This window comes from Pantoea sp. X85, from assembly GCF_029623675.1.
GTDB classification, from domain to species: Bacteria; Pseudomonadota; Gammaproteobacteria; order Enterobacterales; family Enterobacteriaceae; genus Pantoea; species Pantoea leporis.
The window spans coordinates 3,019,487-3,039,722 of record NZ_CP121108.1 but is presented as its reverse complement, the minus strand read 5'-3'; the positions used below and the strand labels follow the sequence as shown (position 1 = coordinate 3,039,722).

General features: G+C 56.4%; 17 protein-coding genes. 9 read left to right on the top strand and 8 right to left on the bottom strand.

Annotated features, from left to right (window positions below):
• The first annotated feature begins 86 nt into the window (after window positions 1-86).
• Window positions 87-1,679, top strand: coding sequence for a sensor domain-containing diguanylate cyclase (locus P6287_RS14200; protein WP_101763522.1), 1,593 nt, complete (start codon window positions 87-89; stop codon window positions 1,677-1,679).
• A gap of 32 nt (window positions 1,680-1,711) precedes the next feature.
• On the opposite strand, the gene bcp is transcribed toward P6287_RS14200, so the two are convergent.
• Window positions 1,712-2,179 carry a thioredoxin-dependent thiol peroxidase gene (gene bcp, locus P6287_RS14195; protein ID WP_277973951.1) on the bottom strand — a complete coding sequence of 156 codons (468 nt, stop codon included), beginning with the start codon at window positions 2,177-2,179 and terminating at the stop codon, window positions 1,712-1,714.
• 140 nt (window positions 2,180-2,319) lie between these two features.
• Window positions 2,320-2,886, bottom strand: coding sequence for a glycine cleavage system transcriptional repressor (locus tag P6287_RS14190; RefSeq protein WP_101763524.1), 567 nt, complete (start codon window positions 2,884-2,886; stop codon window positions 2,320-2,322).
• Between the two features lie 143 nt (window positions 2,887-3,029).
• Here P6287_RS14190 and dapA point away from each other — a divergent pair, with 143 nt between their 5' ends.
• The 6 genes from dapA (at window position 3,030) to ypfH (ending at window position 9,742) form a co-directional block, all read left to right on the top strand.
• On the top strand, window positions 3,030-3,908 hold the full coding sequence (gene dapA, locus P6287_RS14185) for a 4-hydroxy-tetrahydrodipicolinate synthase (RefSeq protein WP_101763525.1): 879 nt from the start codon (window positions 3,030-3,032) through the stop codon (window positions 3,906-3,908).
• Window positions 3,909-3,922: 14 nt separating this feature from the next.
• Entirely contained in the window at window positions 3,923-4,951 is a 1,029-nt protein-coding gene (gene bamC / locus P6287_RS14180) for an outer membrane protein assembly factor BamC (protein WP_101763526.1), read from the top strand.
• A 266-nt stretch (window positions 4,952-5,217) separates the two neighbouring features.
• Window positions 5,218-5,931, top strand: a complete 714-nt coding sequence (purC, locus tag P6287_RS14175; RefSeq protein ID WP_176971088.1) for a phosphoribosylaminoimidazolesuccinocarboxamide synthase — start codon at window positions 5,218-5,220, stop codon at window positions 5,929-5,931.
• Window positions 5,932-6,145: 214 nt separating this feature from the next.
• Complete coding sequence (locus P6287_RS14170; RefSeq protein ID WP_110866495.1) at window positions 6,146-7,015, top strand: neutral zinc metallopeptidase; 870 nt, start codon at window positions 6,146-6,148, stop codon at window positions 7,013-7,015.
• Window positions 7,016-7,041: 26 nt separating this feature from the next.
• Window positions 7,042-8,973 (top strand): GNAT family N-acetyltransferase, encoded by a 1,932-nt coding sequence (locus P6287_RS14165; RefSeq protein ID WP_277973950.1) that lies wholly within the window; start codon window positions 7,042-7,044, stop codon window positions 8,971-8,973.
• Window positions 8,974-9,046: 73 nt separating this feature from the next.
• Entirely contained in the window at window positions 9,047-9,742 is a 696-nt protein-coding gene (ypfH, locus tag P6287_RS14160) for an esterase (protein ID WP_101763528.1), read from the top strand.
• Window positions 9,743-9,789: 47 nt separating this feature from the next.
• Here ypfH and P6287_RS14155 read toward each other — a convergent pair whose 3' ends face one another.
• The 6 genes from P6287_RS14155 to narQ form a co-directional block, all read right to left on the bottom strand.
• The gene (locus tag P6287_RS14155; protein WP_277973949.1) at window positions 9,790-9,978 is read right to left on the bottom strand and encodes a YpfN family protein; all 189 of its coding nucleotides are present in this window, start codon (window positions 9,976-9,978) and stop codon (window positions 9,790-9,792) included.
• 19 nt (window positions 9,979-9,997) lie between these two features.
• Window positions 9,998-11,125 carry a succinyl-diaminopimelate desuccinylase gene (gene dapE / locus P6287_RS14150; protein WP_277973948.1) on the bottom strand — a complete coding sequence of 376 codons (1,128 nt, stop codon included), beginning with the start codon at window positions 11,123-11,125 and terminating at the stop codon, window positions 9,998-10,000.
• Between the two features lies 1 nt (window position 11,126).
• Window positions 11,127-11,495 carry an ArsC family reductase gene (locus P6287_RS14145; RefSeq protein ID WP_101763530.1) on the bottom strand — a complete coding sequence of 123 codons (369 nt, stop codon included), beginning with the start codon at window positions 11,493-11,495 and terminating at the stop codon, window positions 11,127-11,129.
• A gap of 660 nt (window positions 11,496-12,155) precedes the next feature.
• Complete coding sequence (acrD, locus tag P6287_RS14140) at window positions 12,156-15,272, bottom strand: multidrug efflux RND transporter permease AcrD (RefSeq protein ID WP_277973947.1); 3,117 nt, start codon at window positions 15,270-15,272, stop codon at window positions 12,156-12,158.
• Window positions 15,273-15,467: 195 nt separating this feature from the next.
• Entirely contained in the window at window positions 15,468-16,100 is a 633-nt protein-coding gene (locus P6287_RS14135; RefSeq protein ID WP_110866498.1) for a response regulator, read from the bottom strand.
• Between the two features lie 109 nt (window positions 16,101-16,209).
• Window positions 16,210-17,898 carry a nitrate/nitrite two-component system sensor histidine kinase NarQ gene (gene narQ / locus P6287_RS14130; protein WP_277973946.1) on the bottom strand — a complete coding sequence of 563 codons (1,689 nt, stop codon included), beginning with the start codon at window positions 17,896-17,898 and terminating at the stop codon, window positions 16,210-16,212.
• Window positions 17,899-18,142: 244 nt separating this feature from the next.
• Between narQ and P6287_RS14125 the strand changes: the two genes are divergently transcribed.
• Entirely contained in the window at window positions 18,143-18,415 is a 273-nt protein-coding gene (locus tag P6287_RS14125; protein WP_101763534.1) for a YdgH/BhsA/McbA-like domain containing protein, read from the top strand.
• Window positions 18,416-18,694: 279 nt separating this feature from the next.
• Window positions 18,695-20,197 carry an L-asparagine permease gene (gene ansP, locus P6287_RS14120; RefSeq protein ID WP_101763535.1) on the top strand — a complete coding sequence of 501 codons (1,503 nt, stop codon included), beginning with the start codon at window positions 18,695-18,697 and terminating at the stop codon, window positions 20,195-20,197.
• The last annotated feature ends 39 nt before the right edge of the window (window positions 20,198-20,236 follow it).

Genomic DNA, 20,236 nt, shown 5'->3' with positions numbered 1-20,236 from the left:
TTAGCTCACCAGGGCAAGTGCATCCAACTATAACAAGACTGTCAGGCACACATATCGATGAATCTATTCACTAAGGTCGGTGCGCTATGCTAACGCGCCTGCGGCCAAAAACTGACCTGCGCACGCTGATCGCGCTGTTGGCGATCACCAGCATCGTCATCACACTTGCCAACACGCTGTACGCCACCTGGCGCGTGCAACGTATGGTCCTGATCGAAAGCACTCTCGAAGCCAATCGCGCTTACGCCACTAAACTGGCGGCGACGACGGAGGTCTTCTTTCAGCTGGCTCAGTCGCAGCTGCACTACAGCGCGACGCAGCTGGGCAATGATTTTGATGATGCCGATTTAGCGCAGCAGGAAGTTAATCGCCTGCGTGAGCAAACTAACAGCTTCAACTCGGTGGCGGTGGTGGACAGCAACGGCATCGTGAAAGCCATTTCACCCGAATCGCTGATGCTGAAAGGCATGCAGCTCACCAGCCAGGCTTCGCGTGAAGCGCTGGCGCAGCGTCAGCCGATGGTCAGCAAACCCAGCATCTCCGCCGCCAATAATCTGATTGTGTTTGTCTCCTGGCCGATCTGGAGCAAAGACGGACGTTACCTTGGCTACGTTGGCGGCACCATCTATCTGAAGAAGAAAAGCATCCTCAACGCGCTGCTCGGCGAGCAGTTCTATCGCGATGGCACGCATGTTTACGTGCTGGATCGCAATAATCAGGTGCTGTACCACCAGAATACCCAGCTGATTGGTAAAAGCGTACCGGGCATCGTTAGCGATCGCCAGCGCGAGGAGAAAACCAACGGTGAAGTGCAACTGACGGAAGAGAACGTGCCTAAGCTGGCCGGTTACGCCATCGTGCCCACCACCGGCTGGATGGTGGTGGCGTTGAAACCCACCGATGTGACGCTGGCGCCGCTCACCGGCTTGCTGCTGAAAGTGTTGAAAAACTCGGTGCCATTTGCGCTGCTGACCTTACTGGTGGCGGTGATTCTGGCGCGTCTGATTGCGCTGCCGCTGTGGCAACTGGCGCGCAAAGCCAGCCAGATGGATTCCCAGGGCGTGTCGAACGAGATTGGCGGCATTCGCGCCTGGTATTTCGAAGCGGCGCAGGTCAAACGCGCGCTGCTCACCGGTATTGGTTTAGTGCAGGATAAGATTGGTCGCCTGAAATCGGAAGTGCAGAGCGATCCCATGACCAATCTGCTTAACCGTCGAGGCCTGAGCGCGGTGCTCGACTACTTCGCCACCATGCGCCAACCGTTCTCGGTGCTGGCGCTGGATATCGATCACTTCAAACGGGTCAACGATACCTTCGGTCATGACGTCGGCGATGAGGTGATTAAACATGTGGCGCGAACCTTACGCAGCAGCGCCCGTCAAACCGATGTGGTGTGCCGTAACGGCGGGGAAGAGTTCCTGATGTTGCTGCCTGCGACGTCGGTGGAAGACGCTCGCATTCTGGCCGAGCGCGTGCGCATCAGCATTGCAGAAAACTGGATTGATCAGGTTGGCAATGTCACGCTGTCGGTGGGCATCGCCGACTGGCAGCCGGAAAGTGGTTCGCAGGAGCAGAGCCTCAAGCAAGCCGATGCCGCGCTTTATCAGGCGAAAAATGCCGGACGTAACTGCGTGATGATCTCCGGTCAGGATGCGTTGGTCAGCAGCATTACGCATTAACGCTCCGGGTGCGGCCTGCGCACCCGTTTATCTCAGGCTGACTTCAGATAATCCAGCACGATGTCGTGGTGATTGGAGGTTTTGAAATCGTCGAACACTTTCTCAACTTTGCCGTTGGCATCAATCAGAAAGCTGATGCGGTGAATGCCGTCATAGGTTTTGCCCATAAAGGTTTTCTCGCCCCAGACGCCAAACTGCTCGCACACCTGATGATCTTCATCCGATAACAGCGTGAAGTTCAGCAGCTCTTTATCGGCAAAGCGTGACAGCTTTTCCGCTTTGTCGGTGCTGATACCCAGCACAACAACGCCCTCAGTTTTCAACGCATCCATGTTGTCGCGCAGACCGCAAGCCTGCACGGTGCAACCCGGCGTCATGGCTTTCGGATAGAAATAGACCAGAACGCGCTGTCCCTGGAAGTCGGCCAAATTTACTTGTTCGCCGTCTTGATCGGGCAAACTAAATTTCGGTGCGGTATCACCGGCTTTCAGTGGATTCATCACAACTCTCCATTTTTTTACATGCTGTGGGTAATACACCATCAAGAGCAAAAGTGCCAGGTGGTGTTTACCGTCAGGGTTATTTCACCACACGGTTTGCCGCAGCGGCAGAGTGTGTGGCGAAATAACCCGGAGCCTGATTAAACGGTGCTGTTAGCATCGTCGGTGACACTATAAAGACGAATTGAGCCTTGTGCATGCAGTTCTTCGCACAGCTGATTGAAAGCCTGCTCGATGGGCGCACTGAATTGATTGGCTGGGCTGTGCGCCGTTATTTGAATATAGAGCGTCGGTGCCACGCCATCCTGCGCCGGTTTAATTCTGGACACCAGTTCGGCAATGTTCATCTGATGTTTATCGAACAGATCGGTGAAGCGCTCAATGATATGCGGTGAATCCGGCACTTCAATCTGCACCCACACGGTGGCGGGCATCGGTGGCGTGGCGCGCGCATTGGTGCGCTTCATTACAATCAGCAACTCCAGCTCGGCACCTTTCATCGGCAGCGTCGATTCAATCAGGGTTATCGCGTTCCAGCTACCGGACAGCAGCATAATAAAAGTGAACTCATCGCCCAGCATCGCTAAACGGCTGTCCTCGATATTGCAGCCGCAGCTGCTAACGTGACGGGTGATGGTATTGACGATACCCGGACGATCAACGCCCAGTGCGGTGATCACCAGATGGTGAGGCTGTGACTGCGACAAAATGGCATTTCCTGTACGTTCGCTAATAACTATAAGGTAAACATAAAAAAAACTGCTGACAAGCGCGGGAATGGCGTGGCTCGCTTGCTTTTCTTTCAATGTAAAACGTAACATGAGGCACTTGTTTGTCGAGGGGATAGCCCATGTTCACCGGAAGTATTGTTGCGCTCATTACGCCAATGAATGAAAAAGGTAATGTCTGCCGCGAAAGTTTGAAAAAACTGATTGATTATCATGTTGCCAGCGGCACCGCGGCGATTGTTTCTGTTGGCACCACCGGCGAATCAGCCACGCTCAGCCATGACGAGCACGGTGATGTGGTTATGCAAACCCTGGAACTGGCGGATGGCCGTATTCCGGTTATCGCCGGCACCGGCGCAAATGCCACGGCTGAAGGCATCTCTCTGACCAAACGCTTTACCGGCAGCGGTGTGGTGGGCTGTTTAACGGTCACGCCTTATTACAACCGTCCGACGCAGGAAGGTCTGTTCCAGCACTTTAAAGCTATTGCGGAAAGTACCGATCTGCCGCAGATGCTGTATAACGTTCCTTCGCGTACCGGTTGCGACATGCTGCCGGAAACCGTCGCGCGTCTGGCCGAAATTAAAAATATTATCGGAATCAAAGAGGCCACCGGGAACTTATCGCGTGTCTCACAGATCCAAGAGCTGGTTAATGATGAGTTCATCATCGTCAGCGGCGATGACGCTACGGCGCTGGACTCCATGCAACTGGGCGGCAAAGGCGTAATTTCGGTCACGGCTAACATTGCAGCGCGTGAAATGGTTGAACTCTGTGCCTTAGCGCAGCAGGGCAAATTCGCCGAAGCGCGTCGCCTGAATCAGCGTCTGATGCACCTGCACCAGACGCTTTTCTGTGAACCCAATCCAATCCCGGTGAAATGGGCAGCAAAACAGCTAGGATTAATCGCGGATGACACGCTGCGCTTGCCAATGACGCCACTGACCGAAGCCGGTCAGACGAAAACGGCGCAAGCGTTGATTAAAGCGGGTCTGCGATAATTTAGGGAGAATCAATGAGTTATTCAGTTAAGCGCTCGACGCTGGCAACGGTAGTGGGCCTTTCCACCCTGATGCTGCTCACAGCGTGTTCCAACGATCAGCGTTATAAGCGCCAGGTCAGCGGGGATGAATCTTACCTGCAGGCGCCTGAGCTGCATGATTTAAAAGCCCCCGCGGGCATGATTCTGCCGTTGCAGAATGGGGATTACGATGTTCCGCACAGCGTGGCGAAAGGCGCGGTTGGTAAAGAGCTGGATATTCGTCCGCCAGCCCAGCCGCTGGCGCTGCTGAACGGCACGCGTGCGCAGTTCACCGGTAACACGGGCGTGCTGGCCGTGGAAAGCAGCCGCGGTTCTATCTGGTCGCAGGTTGTGGGTGTGATTCAGTCTTACAAGTTCCCGATTGCCCAGCGTGATGACGCTTCGCAACAGCTGACCACCGATTGGGTGCAGTGGAACCGTGCTGACGAAGATAACCAGTATCGCGGTCGTTATCAGATCAGCGTGCAGAATCAGAGCTATCAGCAAGTGCTGACCGTACGTTTGCTGGAACTGCAGCAGTCTGGTCAAGCCGTTACTTCTCCGGCACAGATTCAACGCTATACCGGCCAGATGTTGAACGACATCAGCACCGGTCTGGATAAAGTGGATTCTGCCAGCCAGGATGCGGCGGCCAACCGTGCCACCGGACAGATTGATGTGCAGAGCGGCGCGGATGACACCGGTTTACCGCTGTTGATTCTGCGCGCACCGTTTAACGTCACCTGGCAGCGTTTGCCAGCGGCGCTGAAACGCGTGGGCATGGAAATCACGGATGACAACCGTTCGCAGGGCAGCCTGAAAGTGACCTACAAACAGCCGGGCAGCGGCGTGTGGGATCAGATTGGCGCCAAAGATCCAGAACTGCCAAACGGCGATTACAAGTTGCAGGTTGGCGATCTGGATAACCGCAGCAGTCTGCAGTTCATCGATCCGAAAGGTCACGTGCTAACCCAGGCGCAGAACGACGCGCTGGTGCAGGTGATTCAAGGGGCGCTGAAATAAATTGCCAAAGGGCCGGAGATTTCCGGCCTTTTTGTTTTGATTTGGCATATACACAAATCCTTCAAGCTGCAGATGCGTTGGCTGCTCTCGTTCACCCGAATCACTTACTTGAGTAAGCTCATCGGGATTCATTCGTTTGCCGCCTTCCTGCATCTCGAATGATTTTGTGTATAATAGCGCCCGGCGAAGTAAACGATTGCGTCACGCAATCGGCGCGCGGTGAAACACCGCTGAACACGGGTTCTTTCATGTTTGGAGTTAACAAGATGCAAAAGCGAGCTGAGTTGTATCGCGGTAAAGCGAAAACCGTATACAGCACCGATAATCCGGATCTGCTGGTACTTGAATTCCGCAACGATACGTCAGCAGGAGACGGTGCACGAATCGAGCAGTTTGATCGCAAAGGAATGGTAAACAACAAGTTTAACCATTTCATCATGACCAAATTGCAGGAAGCGGGCATTCCGACCCAGATGGAAGCGCTGCTGTCGGATAACGAAGCGCTGGTGAAAAAGCTGGAGATGGTGCCGGTGGAGTGCGTGGTGCGCAACCGTGCGGCAGGATCGCTGGTAAAACGTCTGGGTGTGGAAGAGGGCATTGTGCTCAATCCACCGCTGTTTGATCTCTTCCTGAAAGATGACGCCAAACACGACCCGATGGTCAACGAATCCTATTGCGAAACCTTCGGCTGGGTGAGCAAAGCGAATCTGGCGCGCATGCAAGAGCTGACCTTTAAAGCCAATGATGTGCTGAGCAAACTGTTTGATGACGCAGGTTTGATTCTGGTCGACTTCAAGCTGGAGTTTGGTCTGTTCAACGGCGAAGTGGTGCTGGGCGATGAGTTCTCGCCAGATGGCGCGCGTCTGTGGGACAAAAACACCATGGATAAAATGGACAAAGACCGTTTCCGTCAGAGCCTTGGCGGCCTGGTTGAAGCGTACGAAGAAGTTGCACATCGTTTGGGTGTGAAGCTGGATTAAGTCCTGTTTGCACCGGCCCGTAGCGGCGCGATTTATCGCGCTCTTTTACGGTCGGTGCACCTTCCAGACATTGCGCGATAAATCGCGCCCCTACAAATTCCTTCCTCCTTTATCACACCGTTTCTCTCATTCTTACCGTGCTGTCACTACAACACTGGTGCTTACCGCTGCCGCCAACTAAAATCATGCCAAACATGTTTAAAGGAGTTAGACCATGCGCTGGCAAGGGCGTCGTGAAAGCGACAATGTAGAAGATCGACGCAATGATTCACCTGGCCTTGGCGGCGGCGGGGGACGGCAAATCCGCATTCCACGCGGCAAAGGCGGCCTTATCTTGCTGGTGGTGGTCGCTGTTGCCGGCTATTACGGCTACGACCTCACCGCGTTATTGGAAGGCGGCGGCAGTGTCGCGCCAACGTCGCAGCAGCGTCAGGTAAACACCGCGCAGAGTAACGAAGATGCCAAATTCACCTCGGTGATTCTGGCGACCACCGAAGATACCTGGAGCAAGCTGTTCCAGCAGATGAACAAACAGTATGTGCCGCCGAAGCTGGTGATGTATCGCGGGGCAACGCGCACCAACTGCGGTACCGGCCAATCGGCGATGGGGCCGTTTTACTGTCCTGCCGATCAAACCGTGTATATCGATTTGTCATTCTACGATGACATGAAAACCAAACTCGGCGCCGGTGGCGACTTTGCGCAAGGCTACGTGATTGCGCATGAAGTGGGGCATCACGTACAAAAGCTGCTGGGCATTGAGCCAAAAGTGCGTCAGATGCAGCAGGGCGCGAGCCAGGCGCAGGCGAATCAGCTGTCGGTGAAAATGGAGCTGCAGGCGGATTGCTTCGCCGGCGTTTGGGGCCATTACATGGAGCAGCAAAACGTTCTGGAAGTGGGCGATCTGCAGGAAGCACTCAACGCGGCTGAAGCGATTGGCGACGATCGTCTGCAGCAGAAAGGTCAGGGCCGCGTAGTGCCGGATAGCTTCACCCATGGCACCTCTCAGCAGCGTTACACCTGGCTGAAACGCGGTTTCGATAGCGGCGATCCTGGCCAGTGCAACACCTTCGCTAGCAAGTGATCTCCCTGGTTGAACAAACGGCGGCGATGCAGCGTGCAGGCATTCGCCGCCTTTGCGTGATAGCGGGTGATGCGGAGTGGGCGCAGCAGCAGGCCACAGGTTGGCACACCGCGCTGCCCGGCGACTGGCTGACGGTGAGCGACAGCACCGATTTCTCGCACGCCGTTGCGCCCGCGGCTTTACGCACCTTGCTGGGGCGTGAATTCCAGCATGCGATATTTGATGCCCGCCGCGGTTTTCACGCCGAAGCTTTTGCAGCACTGGCCGGAACCTTACGCGCGGGCAGCTGGTTATTGCTGTTAACGCCTGATTGGGAAAGCTGGCCCAGGCAGACCGATGCCGACAGCTTGCGCTGGGCGGATGTCGCTGAACCGATCGCCACGCCGCACTTTATCCACCATCTGCAATCGCTGATGCGGCAAGACGCGCAGGTGATGTTGCAACGTCAGCATCAAGCGGTGCGTTATCCGGTGGAAACGCATCTGCCCGACTGGCGCTGTCAGGTACCGCAGCAGCAGGCGCGAATCCTTGAACAGCTTGAAGCGATGCCGCCGGGCGTGGCAGTGATCACCGCCGCGCGCGGTCGCGGCAAATCGGCGTTGGCCGGCATGCTGGCGCAGCGCAACCAACACTGTTTAGTCACGGCACCGGCCAAAGTCTCCACGGCGGTGCTGGCAGAATTCGCTGGTGAGCATTTCAGTTTCATGGCTCCCGATGCCGTTCTCGCGCAGGAAGCGACGCCTCAGGCGCAGTGGCTGATTGTCGATGAAGCGGCCGCCATTCCCGCGCCCATCCTGCAACAGCTGGTGCAACGTTTCCCGCGCGTGCTGCTTATCACCACCGTGCAAGGTTATGAAGGCACCGGACGCGGCTTTATGCTGCGCTTCTGCGCCACCTTGCCGGATGTGCGCCTCTTCCAGCTCGACGAGCCGTTGCGCTGGTCGCCGAACGATCCGCTGGAGCAGTGGCTCAGCCAGGCGTTGCTGTTTGAAGATGCGCAGGAGAGCCGCGCAAGCGGTGAGATCGCCATTTACCCGGCCACACCGGACCACAACATAACGGCGCTGGAAGCGGGCTATCGCCTGCTTGCCAGTGCGCACTATCGCACTTCGCCACTGGATTTACGGCGCATGCTGGATGCGCCCGGCATGCGTTTTTGGTTGGCGGGTGCAGCCGAACAGGTAACCGGCGCGTTGTGGCTGGTGGAAGAGGGCGGATTGGATCAGCCATTGGCTGACGCGGTGTGGGCCGGTCATCGTCGGCCGCGTGGCAATCTGGTGGCGCAATCGCTGGCGGCCCATGCCGGTTTCGCGCAGGCGGCAACGCTGCGCTCACTGCGCATTAGCCGGATTGCGGTGCAGGCGTCACAGCGTCAGCGTGGGATCGGCAAAGCGCTGGTGGCCACCGCACGACAGCAGGCGCAGAACTGTGATTATCTCTCGGTGAGTTTTGGCTACACCGAATCTTTGTGGCGCTTCTGGCGCGCCTGCGGTTTTACGCTGGTGCGGATTGGCTCGCAGCGCGAAGCCAGCAGCGGCTGCTATGCCGCGATGGCGCTGCTGGCAATCTCTGCGGCAGGTGAAGCGCTACAACAGCAGGCAGCGCAGCGCCTGGCGCGTGATTGGCTGTGGCTGCAAGCGATTATAGATTTACCGTTAACGCTGGTAAGCGATGCCAGCCAGCAGCTAAACGAGGATGACTGGGCGCTGCTGGCCGGCTTTGCCTGGGCGCAGCGCCCGTTCGAAGCCAGCTACGCGGCGCTACAGCGGCTGGTGCGCCAGTCTCCTTCACCGTTGTTGAATGCCATCCTGCTGCAAAAACAGACGCTAACCGATGCCGCGCAACATGCCGGTCTCAGCGGGCGTAAAGCCTTGATAAACCAGCTGCGATCGGAAGCTGGCGCAGCACTGATTCGCCTCAATCCCGACGCGGCGCAGCGGCTGCGTTCATTGCAATAAATCCATTATCTCGTTCAAATTTTCCCGATATCTCTGTGCCAGCAGCGGCGTATAGTGATTTGAGGAGGATCTTATGGCACTACGATATGTAATTGTTCAGCAACCCAGCAGTGCAGCACAGCTGTTTCTGCTGTATCACGGCATCAACGACAACCCGGATTCGATGGCGCAGATTGGTAGCTGGTTCGCGAAAGCGTTCCCGCAAGCGCTGGTGGTGTCGGTCGGAGCACCTTACGCGGGCAGCGTGCCGCAAGGACGTCAGTGGTTTGCCGATATTCCGCCGCACGATCGTTCGGAACAGCAGGGCGTGGATGCGATCATGCCTGAGTTCGTGGCATCGGTGCGTCACTGGCAGCAAGAGAGCGGCGTGCGTGCCGAAGCCACGGCGCTGGTGGGCTTTTCCCAGGGCGGCATTATGGTGCTGGAAGGCATGAAAGCGCAGCCGGATTTGGCGGGACGCGCGATTGTGTTCAGCGGCCGCTATGCCACGTTGCCGTTGCGGGCCAGCACGCGTAACACCATTCATCTGATTCATGGCGATTACGACGAACAGATCCCGCTGCAGCACGCTGAAGAGGCGAAGCAACGTCTGATTTCGTTGGGCGGCGATGTCACGCTGGATGTGGTGGAAGATTTACCGCACGCGATTAACGATCGCAGCATGGAGCTGGCGCTGAATCATCTGCGTTATACCGTGCCGCGTCGTTACTTCGATGAGGCGCTAAGCGGTGCGAAGCCGGGCGATGATGATGTGGTGATGATGATGTAGCAGGATGCGTAACGGCGCGAGTTATCGCGCCGTTCGCGATATGACGATTATTTCTTTTTCGGCCAGTCGTCCTCGTCATCCCATTTATCGTTGAAATCACGATGCGGCGGTAACGTCGGTTTGTTGTCCATGAATTTTTTATGGTCGATACGTTTTAGGTCTTTGTAAACGTTCATCAAAATACCAACCATCAGCAGGATCACCAGGATCCACCAGTACTCTTTAATGAATTCCATCCCCTTTCTCCTTTCGCGCTTAGGCGATCAGCTGTTCCATGATGCGCTGATACATACGGCTCAGCATCTGCAAATCTGACGCTTTCACGCACTCATTGATCTTATGAATGGTGGCGTTCACCGGGCCCAGTTCCACCACCTGCGCACCCATGCGCGCAATGAAGCGCCCATCGGAGGTGCCGCCGGTAGTCAGCAACTGCGGCTTAATTTCATTATAGTGCGCCACAGCGTTCACCACGGCATCCACCAGCTTACCGCGTGATGTCAGGAATGGCTGGCCGGAAACATTCCACTCCAGCGTATAGCGCAGCTTATGACGATCAAGCAGCTCCGCCACGCGATCTTTAATCATCTGATCGGTCAACTGCGTGCTGAAACGGAAGTTGAACTGCACAAAGAATTCGCCAGGAATTACGTTGTTGCTGCCGGTTCCGGCCTGCACGTTGGCGATCTGCATGCTGGTCGGCGGGAAGAATTCGTTGCCTTCATCCCACACGGTTTCTACCAGCTCATTCAGCGCCGGCATGGCGCGATGCACCGGATTATCCGCCAGATGCGGATAGGCTACGTGGCCCTGCACGCCGTGAAGGGTGAGATTCGCGGTCATCGAGCCGCGACGGCCATTCTTCACCACGTCACCCACAATCTCGGTGCTCGATGGTTCGCCGACCAGGCAATAATCCATGCGTTCGTTGCGCGCCATCAAGCGCTCAACCACTTTCACCGTTCCGTTAACCGCGCTGGCTTCTTCATCGGAGGTAATCAGAAACGCCAGACGACCTTTATGCTGCGGATTAGCGGCCACAAAGCGTTCCGCTGCCACCACCATCGCCGCCAGCGAACCTTTCATATCGGCGGCACCGCGGCCAAACAGCATGCCGTCGCGGATGCTGGGTTCAAACGGCGGGCTGATCCAGCGGTTGGCGTCGCCCGGCGGCACCACATCGGTATGACCGGCAAACGCCAGCGTTTCGCCCTGGCCGCGCGTCGCCCAAAAGTTCAGCGTATCGCCAATGTGCATTGGCTCAACCGTGAAGCCGATGGCTTCCAGACGCGCAATCAGCAGCGCCTGACAACCGGCATCATCCGGGCTGAGTGACGGGCGACGGATAAGCTGCTGAGCCAGCTCAATAACCGGACAGAACATGTTATGACTTCTCCTGGATAAAGGCGGAATAAAGGGAATCTTTGAAGCCGACCAGCAGATCGCCATTCGGCGCGGCTAACACCGGACGCTTGATGATGGCAGGCTGCGCCAGCATCACCGCTTTGGCGCTGGCGGCATCGTTTACCGCGTCGCGTTCGGCTTCCGGCAGCTTGCGCCACGTGGTACCGCGCGTATTCAGCAGCGCCTCATAACCGAGTTGATCGATAAACGATTGCAGCAGCGCGTCGTCAATGCCCTCCACGCGATAGTCGTGAAAACAGTAGTCGATACCGGAAGACGCTAAATAGTTGCGTGCTTTTTTAATCGTGTCGCAATTTTTAATTCCGTACATCACCCACTGCGCTGTCATCGCTTATTCCCGTTGAGTAAAAAATAAAGCGCGAGTTTACCACAGCGCTCTAAGGGCTGTGAGCGCTGACGGTGAAAGCCGGCCTTATTCACCCATTTTTCATGACCCTTAAGCCGTTATAAATTTTATTACTTAGGGCCAGGAAGCGCTTTCACTTACGCACTTAATAATTGCCTGCGACATCATTAAGCCACTAAGGATTATCCTAAATGCAGATTTCTGCTACCCGATTTAAGTCAGCCATTTTTCCTGCCGCATTATAGAGTTGCTGAAATGTGCGTCAGTACACAATTTCAAAAGATTGAAGCTTTTCTACGCTTTTGCCGATAGTGATAACAGGTGGAAACGTATTCACCACCAGAAAAAAACGGCGTAGAATTGCCGCTACAATAAGAGAGGGTTTTATGGTCGACACCGAAATGGGAAACTGGAAAGAATTCATCGAAGCGATGTTACGTAAGTAACGCGTGAAGAGAAAAGCAGGGCACTTCCCAACTTGCTGTAATTCTTACCACACACAACAATAAAGCCGCCATGGATGTTCATGGCGGCTTTTTTATTCATTTAACCGCGCGCGATGAATCACGCCGCGACAAGTGTGTGCACTTGATATGCGCGGAACCTGATGTCCGCACAAGCCTTAGCGGCGCAATGGCCTGCTTAATCGTGCGGCTTCTCTTTCAGCGGGAAGCGGCGGCGTACCACCACAAAGAACAGCGGCACAAAGAAAATCGCCAGCACGGTGGCAGAAATCATCCCGCCCATCACGCCGGTACCCACCGCGTGCTGGCTACCGGAACCGGCACCGCTGCTGATGGCCATCGGCAGCACGCCGAAGATAAACGCCAGCGAAGTCATCAGAATCGGGCGCAGACGCTGACGCGAGGCTTCCAGCGTCGACTCCATCAGCTCGCGGCCTTTACTGTTGATCTCATTGGCGAACTCGACAATCAAAATGGCATTCTTCGCCGACAAGCCAATCACCGTGAGCAAGCCCACCTGGAAATAGACATCGTTCTCCAGCCCGCGCATCCAGGTTGCCACCAGCGCGCCCACCACGCCGAGCGGCACCACCAGCATCACTGAGAATGGAATCGACCAGCTCTCATACAACGCCGCCAGACACAGGAACACCACCAGCAGCGAAATCGCATACAGCGCCGGCGCCTGAGAACCGGACAAACGTTCCTGATAGGAGGCGCCGGTCCACTGGAAGCCTACGCCCAGCGGCAGCTGCCCAACCAGTTTCTCCATCTCGTCCATTGCGGTACCGCTGCTGACGCCGTTCGCCGCTTCACCGACAATCTCCAGCGCAGAGTAACCGTTGTAGCGCTCCAGACGCGGTGAACCGGTTTGCCAATGGCTGGTGGCGAAGGCAGAGAAGGGCACCATGCTGCCGCTGTTGTTACGCACATACCACTTATTCACGTCTTCCGGCAGCATGCGGAACTCTGCCGCCGCCTGCACGTAGACTTTCTTCACGCGACCGCGATCGAGGAAGTCATTAACGTAGGTTGAGCCCCACGCGGTGGTTAAGGTGTCATTGATGGTGTCCAGCGACACACCAAGCGCCTGCGCTTTGCGCTGGTCGACATCAATCTGCAACTGCGGACTGTCATCGAGGCCGTTGTGACGTACCCGCGACAGCGCCGGATTGCTGTCAGCCATCTCCAGTAACTTATCGCGCATTGCCATTAGCTGCGTGTGGCCGATGCCACCGTGATCCTGCAACTCCATATCGAAGCCCGACGAACTGCCCATGCCGGTAATCGCGGGCGGGCTGCTGGCGATAACGCGCGCTTCGTTGATCGTGTGGAAGGCTTTTGTCGCACGCTCGATGATGGCGAAAGAGGTGCGATCGCTGCCCGGACGCTCCTCCCAATCTTTCAAGCGAACGAACAGGCGCGCGACGTTTTGACCGTTACCGCCAGGACCCGCTCCGATGGTGGAGAACACCGAAACCACATTGTCTTTCTCCTGGGTCATATAATAATTTTCGACCTTCGCCACCACGTCCGAGGTTTGTTGCAGCGTCGAACCGGCCGGCAATTGCACCTGCGTCAGGAACACGCCGCGATCTTCCAGCGGCAGGAACGAGGTGGGCAGACGAATAAACAGGAACGCCATCACGCCGATAATCGCCAGATAGAGCAGCAGCCAGCGGCCGCCTTTACGCAGAATTTTGGCGACGCCGCGCTCGTAACGTTCCGCGCTGGCGTTGAAGGTGCGGTTAAACCAGCCGAAGAAGCCACGACGACCGTGATGATGTCCTTGCTCCAGCGGTTTCAGCAGCGTGGAACAGAGCGCGGGCGTCAGAATCATCGCCACCAATACCGACAGTACCATCGCCGAAACGATAGTGATCGAAAACTGGCGATAGATGGCGCCGACGGTGCCGCCGAAGAACGCCATCGGCACAAACACCGCCGACAGCACCAGCGCAATGCCGACCAGCGCGCCCTGAATCTGGCCCATCGATTTACGCGTAGCGGCGCGCGGCGACAGACCTTCCTCGCTCATGATGCGCTCGACGTTTTCCACCACCACGATAGCGTCATCCACCAGCAAGCCGATGGCGAGCACCATGGCGAACATCGTCAGGGTGTTGATGCTGTAGCCGAAGGCGTAGAGCACCGCAAAGGTGCCGAGCAGCACCACCGGCACGGCAATAGTCGGAATTAGCGTGGCACGGAAGTTTTGCAGGAACAGATACATCACAAGGAACACCAGCAGGATCGCTTCCAGCAGGGTCTTCACCACGTCTTTAATCGAGGCCTTAACGAACGGCGTGGTTTCGTAAGCGACTTTGGCTTCCAGCCCGTGCGGGAAGTAGTGCGACAGTTCAGCAATACGCTCACGCACCAGTTTGTCGGTGTTCATCTCATTGGCACCGGAAGCCAGCTTAATGCCGAGCCCCGAGGCCGCCTGACCATTATAGCGGCTGAGGAAGTCATATTTTTCCGCGCCCATCGCCACATCCGCCACATCGCCGAGCGTCACCACCGAGCCGTCGCTGTTGGTTTTCAGCGTCACCGCTTTGAACTGCGCCGGGGTTTGCAGCATCGACTGCGCATTCACCGTGGCGTTGAGCGCTTGCTTGTCCACCGACGGCAATCCGCCTACCTGACCCACCGCCACCTGCGCATTTTGCGATTCAATCGCGCTCACCACGTCTTCGGTGGTCAGCGCGTAGGCAATCAGCTTGTTGGGATCGAGCCAGATCCTCATCGCATATTGCGAGCCGTAAGCATCCACCTGGCCGACGCCATCAACACGGCTGAGCGGATCCTGAATGTTACTGGCGACGTAATCTGAAATATCCTGTTTGTCCATGCTTCCGTCGGTAGAGACGAAGGCAATCATCAGGATATTGCTGTCACCGGTTTTATTCACCGTCACACCTTGTGACTGTACCGCCGCAGGCAACTTACGCAGCGCACTTTGCAATTGGTTTTGCACCTGCTGGCGCGCTTCGTCGGGGTTAGTGCCAGCGGTAAAGGTGAGGGTGATCTGGGCTTGGCCGGTGTTGCTGCTGTTGGAGGACATGTACATCAAATTATCGATGCCGGTCATGTTCTGTTCGATAACTTGCGTAACGGTGTTTTCCAGCGTTTCCGCGGATGCGCCGGGATAGTTGGCGGTGATACGCACGTTAGGCGGCGCGAGGTCGGGATATTGCTCAACCGGTAGCGAGATGATCGCCAGCGTACCGCACAGGCAGAGCAGAATAGACAGAACCCAGGCAAAAATGGGCCGGTCGATAAAGAAATTCGACATGAAACCGACACTCCTCAACTGCGTATTTTTTACTTTTATTATGATGAGCGCGATGCGCGGACGGCGTCACGCTGGCGGAGTGCAAACTGCTCTCTCGAAAGACTCCTGCTGCAGACACTCTACGCGGCACAAATTAGAGAATCGTGAGTAAATTATGGAGAAAGTGTAAATATAGTGACGGTTTTTTGTGCGCGACTACAGATGTCGGCTTTCGAGCCACAGTACCGTAGCGGCAACGCGCGAACGGACATCCAGCTTGCGCAGCAGGTTGCGAATGTGCACTTTTACCGTCTCTTCGGAGATATGCAAGGTGGCAGCAATTTCCTTATTCGATAAGCCACGCGCCACTTCCTGCAGTACATCCAGTTCGCGTTCGGTGAGCTGTTTGAACGGGTTTGACGTCGGCTGGCGCGTCGCCAGATAATCGGCCACCACCTCGCTAAACACGTTTTCACCTTTAGCGCCGCGCATCACTTGCGCCAGCAGTAGTTCGGGTTCGCTGTCCTTGAGCAGATAGCCATCGGCACCGGCATCCACCATCGCATAAATATCACTGCGCGCATCGGAAACCGTCAGCACCAAAATGCGTGCGGCGATGCCTTCATTACGCAGCGCTTTCAGCGTGTCCAGTCCGGACATGCCTTTCATGTTAAGATCCAGCAGAATGACATCCGGCGACAAACGGCGTGCTTCGGCCAGCGCTTCAGTGCCATTATTGGCTTCCGCTACCACGTCCAGCCGGGGCTCCAGCGCCAGCAACTGGCGAATACCACGGCGCATCAGTGGATGATCGTCAACGATCATAATAGTCAGGGAAGGGTTAGCCATAATATCTCCAGTATCAAAGGCAACTTTCTTTCATTAACGCATCTGCCGTAGCGGCGCAGTTTATTGCGCGATGAATCGCGCCGCTACAGCAGGTGCGCTCTATAATCTGTCAGCTCAACCGGTGCGTCGGGCGCGGTGGAAAACGCAGCGTGACGCGCGTGCCTTGCGCCTGCGGGGTGATCATCAGCGTGCCGGATAATCGCGCGGCGCGCTCCGCCATGATGGTGAGACCATAATGTCCTGGCGGCTCTTCGAGGCTGCTGATGCCGCAGCCATCGTCTTCGATGGTCAGTAAGTGGTCCTCATCAGCGACACGCTGATAGTGAATCTGAATATTGTGCGCCTGCGCATGGCGAATCGCGTTGAGCAGCGCTTCGCGCGCAATCTGCAGCACATGCACTTGCTGCTGCGCATCCAGCATCTGCAAGCCGGGCTGATAATCGAAGTCGATTGCCGCCTGCGATTGCTCCTGCAGCGGCGCAATCATCGCCTGCATCGCCTGCACCAAATCAGCCTGTTCGATGGTCAGACGGAAGGTGGTCAGCAGTTCGCGCAACTGCTGATAGGCTTCGGCCAGCGCGCGATCGAAATCAGCGATAATCGCCAGCGCCTGCGGTTGCGACCCATCGACATTGCGTCGCAGCAGCGCCAGCTGGATGCGCAGGAAAGAGAGCGACTGCGCCAGCGAATCGTGCAGTTCGCGCGCAATGGTGGCGCGCTCTTCTATTAATAGCATCTGCTGATACTGCTTTTGCGTCTGCCAAATCCACAGTGCGCGCGCCAGCATGTTCGCCAGGCTCTGCATCAGTTCGTCGGCGGGCGGTGCGCGGTGGGTTTGCCAGCACAGTTCGCCCAGCCGCTGCTCTTCCTGCATCAACGGCAAACGCTGCCAGCTCACCTCATCCGCCGCCACACCGGCCTGAAACTCAATCCCTTCGCTATCAATTTTCAGCACCGTCAACGCTTCACGGCGCTGTACCAGACGCAGCAATCCCTGAAACAGTTCGGGATTGGGTGGGCTGCTGGTGAGAATTTGTGAGCTTTCATACAGTAGAGAAAGTGTGCGATTGGCCTGAGTGAGATCTTCGGTTTTATCACGCACCGCGCACTCCAGCAGGCGATAGTGCGAATGCAGCCGTTCGGCCATGGTAGTAAAAGCCTGCGCCAGCACACCCAGTTCATTCGGCTGTTGCACTGGCAGCGGCGGAAAAGCGAAATTCGCCTGCTCAACATATTGGCTGGCGGTCACCAGCGCGTTGAGCGGTCGCACCACGTTGCGGCGGATAAAGCGAATCGTCCACAACGCCAGCGCCACAATCGCCAGAAAACCGAACAGGCTGCTGGCGGCAACCAGATGCATCTTCAGTTCAGCATAATGCTGCAATGCCAGCACGAAGCGGTCGATCTCGCTGACGTAGCCCGCGACACGCTGCTGGTAGATTTGTGCTCGCCTGGGCTGCAACGTCTCCTGCAGCATCGGCCAACTGTGACGCAGATAGCGATAGCGGCTACTCACTTCAAGCGGTACCCACGCGCGCTCCAGATGCTGCAGCGCCGGGGATTCCAGCGTTTGTCGGTAGAGTTGGATGTGATGATCCAACTGCTGCGGATCGCGCGTGCTGTCCCACGCCAGACGGTATATCTGCATGCGCAGCGATCCGGCGACATTCACCGCTTCGGCATCGCGCAGGCTGCTGGAGAGCGTCATCAGCGCCAGCCCGGTGGTCAACAGCGACAGCAGCACAATCACGCTGAGTGCGCGCGCAATGGTACGAGTAACGGGACGTTTCACAATCACAGTAATAACCCTTGTAAGAGCGGGGGATTATAGGGCAGCCGTGCGGTGACGGCGAGTGACATCTCGTCACATCAGGTTACTTTTAACAGAGAAAACTCTTTCTCTTTACCTTTCTCTAAATAACCCGCGCTAAGCTGGCGAATTATTAAACGGCTTTACGGCTTGCTCAACCTGGTTTTCATTCCCTGCGTGATAATAAGTCCTGTAACGCTTAACCCTTAACGGAAGACAACAGGAGCATCACATGAAGAGACGTTATGCCGTTCTGACTGCTGCACTGCTTGCCACCGCAAGTTTCTCGACGCTGGCGGCCCAGCCTGTAAGCGCTACGCAAGCGCAAAACCTGCAAAGCGCGGGCACCGTTTCCATCAGCGGCGTACGCGGCTCGCTGGATGACGCAACGCGCCATCTGTCGCAAAAAGCGCAAGAGGAAGGTGCCAGCGGCTATCGCGTTATTGGTGTACAAACCCCAGGTGATTCCAGCCTGTGGAGCGGCACCGCAGAGATTTATCGTTAATTCCCTCCAGTAGTTATCCCTGTAGCCATCCCTTTACCGGTCAGCCCTCTGGCCGGTTTTTTTGTGCACCGCGACGGATTATTACAATTCATCTTGTGCAGCCTGGCGGTATTTTTTGCTTCGTTCTTGCAGAACGGGTAGGATTCATCGCCGTAAATTCCCACCCCGCCACGCGACATCGTTCCGCCGCTGTGACACCGGGTTTTTACCCCATTTCGCACCGCCATACGCAATCGTTTGGTTACGCGGTGATTGATGGTCAGGACAAACAGGATAGCTATGAAATCAACTAAAAAAACCGCAGCCGAACAACGCGCTGCGAAAAGACGCTGGCTCAACTCGCACGACAGCGGTTACCACAAAGCAATGGGTAACCGCCAGGTACAAATGATCGCCATCGGCGGTGCTATCGGTACCGGTCTGTTCCTCGGTGCTGGCGCGCGCCTGCAAATGGCCGGTCCTGCACTGGCGCTGGTTTATCTGGTGTGCGGTATCTTCTCCTTCTTTATCCTCCGAGCGTTGGGCGAACTGGTGTTACATCGTCCTTCCAGCGGCAGCTTTGTTTCTTATGCGCGTGAATTCCTTGGGGAAAAAGCGTCTTACGTTGCGGGCTGGATGTATTTCGTTAACTGGGCGATGACCGGTATCGTCGATATCACCGCAGTCGCGCTTTATATGCACTATTGGGGCGCGTTTGGCGATGTGCCGCAGTGGGTGTTTGCGCTAGGCGCGCTGGCGATTGTCGGCACCATGAACATGATCGGCGTGAAGTGGTTCGCCGAGATGGAGTTCTGGTTCGCGCTGGTGAAGGTGCTGGCTATCGTGGTGTTCCTGATTGTCGGCGTGGTGTTCCTCGGCAGCGGTAAACCGCTGGACGGCAATACCACCGGCTTCCATCTGATCACCGATAACGGCGGCTTCTTCCCGCACGGCTTGCTGCCAGCGCTGGTGTTGGTGCAGGGCGTCGTGTTCGCCTTCGCCTCGATTGAGCTGGTGGGTACCGCAGCAGGCGAATGTAAAGATCCCAAGACCATGCTGCCAAAAGCCATCAACAGCGTGATCTGGCGTATCGGCCTGTTCTACGTCGGTTCCGTGGTGCTGCTGGTACTGCTGCTGCCGTGGAATGCCTATCAGGCGGGGCAAAGTCCGTTCGTGACCTTCTTCTCCAAACTGGGCGTGCCTTATATCGGTAGCGTAATGAACATCGTGGTGCTGAGCGCCGCGCTGTCGAGCCTCAACTCAGGTCTCTATTCCACCGGCCGTATTCTGCGCTCCATGTCGATGGGCGGTTCTGCGCCACAGTTTATGTCGAAGATGAGCAAGCAGCAGGTGCCGTATGCCGGCATTCTGGTCACCGTTGCCGTTTACATCATCGGCGTGGTGCTGAACTACTATGTGCCGTCGCAGGTGTTTGAAATCGTTCTGAACGTGGCGTCACTCGGCATCATCTCGTCGTGGGCCTTTATCGTGGTGTGCCAGATGCGTCTGCGCAAAGCGATCAAAGAGGGCAAAGCCGAAGATGTCAGCTTTAAGCTACCGTGGGCGCCGTTCACCTCCTGGTTGACGCTGCTGTTCCTGGTGAGCGTGCTGGTGCTGATGGCGTTCGACTATCCGAACGGCACTTACACCATCGCCTCGATTCCCCTGATTGCCGTGGTGCTCGTGCTGGGTTGGTTTGGCGTGCGCAAACGCGTTAATGCCGAAGCGATGAAAGAGCACGAACATCATGCTGACGACCAGGATGATGTATCGCCGAAACTGGCGGACGATAACGCGCGTTAATCGTAGCGATTCTCATCTTACGGGGGCCTTTTGGCCCCC

Excerpts from the sequence above, each read along its gene's own strand:
- dapA (WP_101763525.1), top strand. The coding sequence starts at position 3,030 with ATGTTCACCGGAAGTATTGTTGCGCTCATTACGCCAATGAATGAAAAA.
- bcp (WP_277973951.1), bottom strand. The coding sequence starts at position 2,179 with ATGAATCCACTGAAAGCCGGTGATACCGCACCGAAATTTAGTTTGCCC.
- P6287_RS14200 (WP_101763522.1), top strand. The coding sequence starts at position 87 with ATGCTAACGCGCCTGCGGCCAAAAACTGACCTGCGCACGCTGATCGCG.
- P6287_RS14155 (WP_277973949.1), bottom strand. The coding sequence starts at position 9,978 with ATGGAATTCATTAAAGAGTACTGGTGGATCCTGGTGATCCTGCTGATG.
- P6287_RS14125 (WP_101763534.1), top strand. The coding sequence starts at position 18,143 with ATGAAGAGACGTTATGCCGTTCTGACTGCTGCACTGCTTGCCACCGCA.
- purC (WP_176971088.1), top strand. The coding sequence starts at position 5,218 with ATGCAAAAGCGAGCTGAGTTGTATCGCGGTAAAGCGAAAACCGTATAC.
- ansP (WP_101763535.1), top strand. The coding sequence starts at position 18,695 with ATGAAATCAACTAAAAAAACCGCAGCCGAACAACGCGCTGCGAAAAGA.
- P6287_RS14135 (WP_110866498.1), bottom strand. The coding sequence starts at position 16,100 with ATGGCTAACCCTTCCCTGACTATTATGATCGTTGACGATCATCCACTG.
- P6287_RS14170 (WP_110866495.1), top strand. The coding sequence starts at position 6,146 with ATGCGCTGGCAAGGGCGTCGTGAAAGCGACAATGTAGAAGATCGACGC.
- ypfH (WP_101763528.1), top strand. The coding sequence starts at position 9,047 with ATGGCACTACGATATGTAATTGTTCAGCAACCCAGCAGTGCAGCACAG.
- P6287_RS14165 (WP_277973950.1), top strand. The coding sequence starts at position 7,042 with ATGCAGCGTGCAGGCATTCGCCGCCTTTGCGTGATAGCGGGTGATGCG.
- P6287_RS14145 (WP_101763530.1), bottom strand. The coding sequence starts at position 11,495 with ATGACAGCGCAGTGGGTGATGTACGGAATTAAAAATTGCGACACGATT.
- bamC (WP_101763526.1), top strand. The coding sequence starts at position 3,923 with ATGAGTTATTCAGTTAAGCGCTCGACGCTGGCAACGGTAGTGGGCCTT.
- acrD (WP_277973947.1), bottom strand. The coding sequence starts at position 15,272 with ATGTCGAATTTCTTTATCGACCGGCCCATTTTTGCCTGGGTTCTGTCT.
- dapE (WP_277973948.1), bottom strand. The coding sequence starts at position 11,125 with ATGTTCTGTCCGGTTATTGAGCTGGCTCAGCAGCTTATCCGTCGCCCG.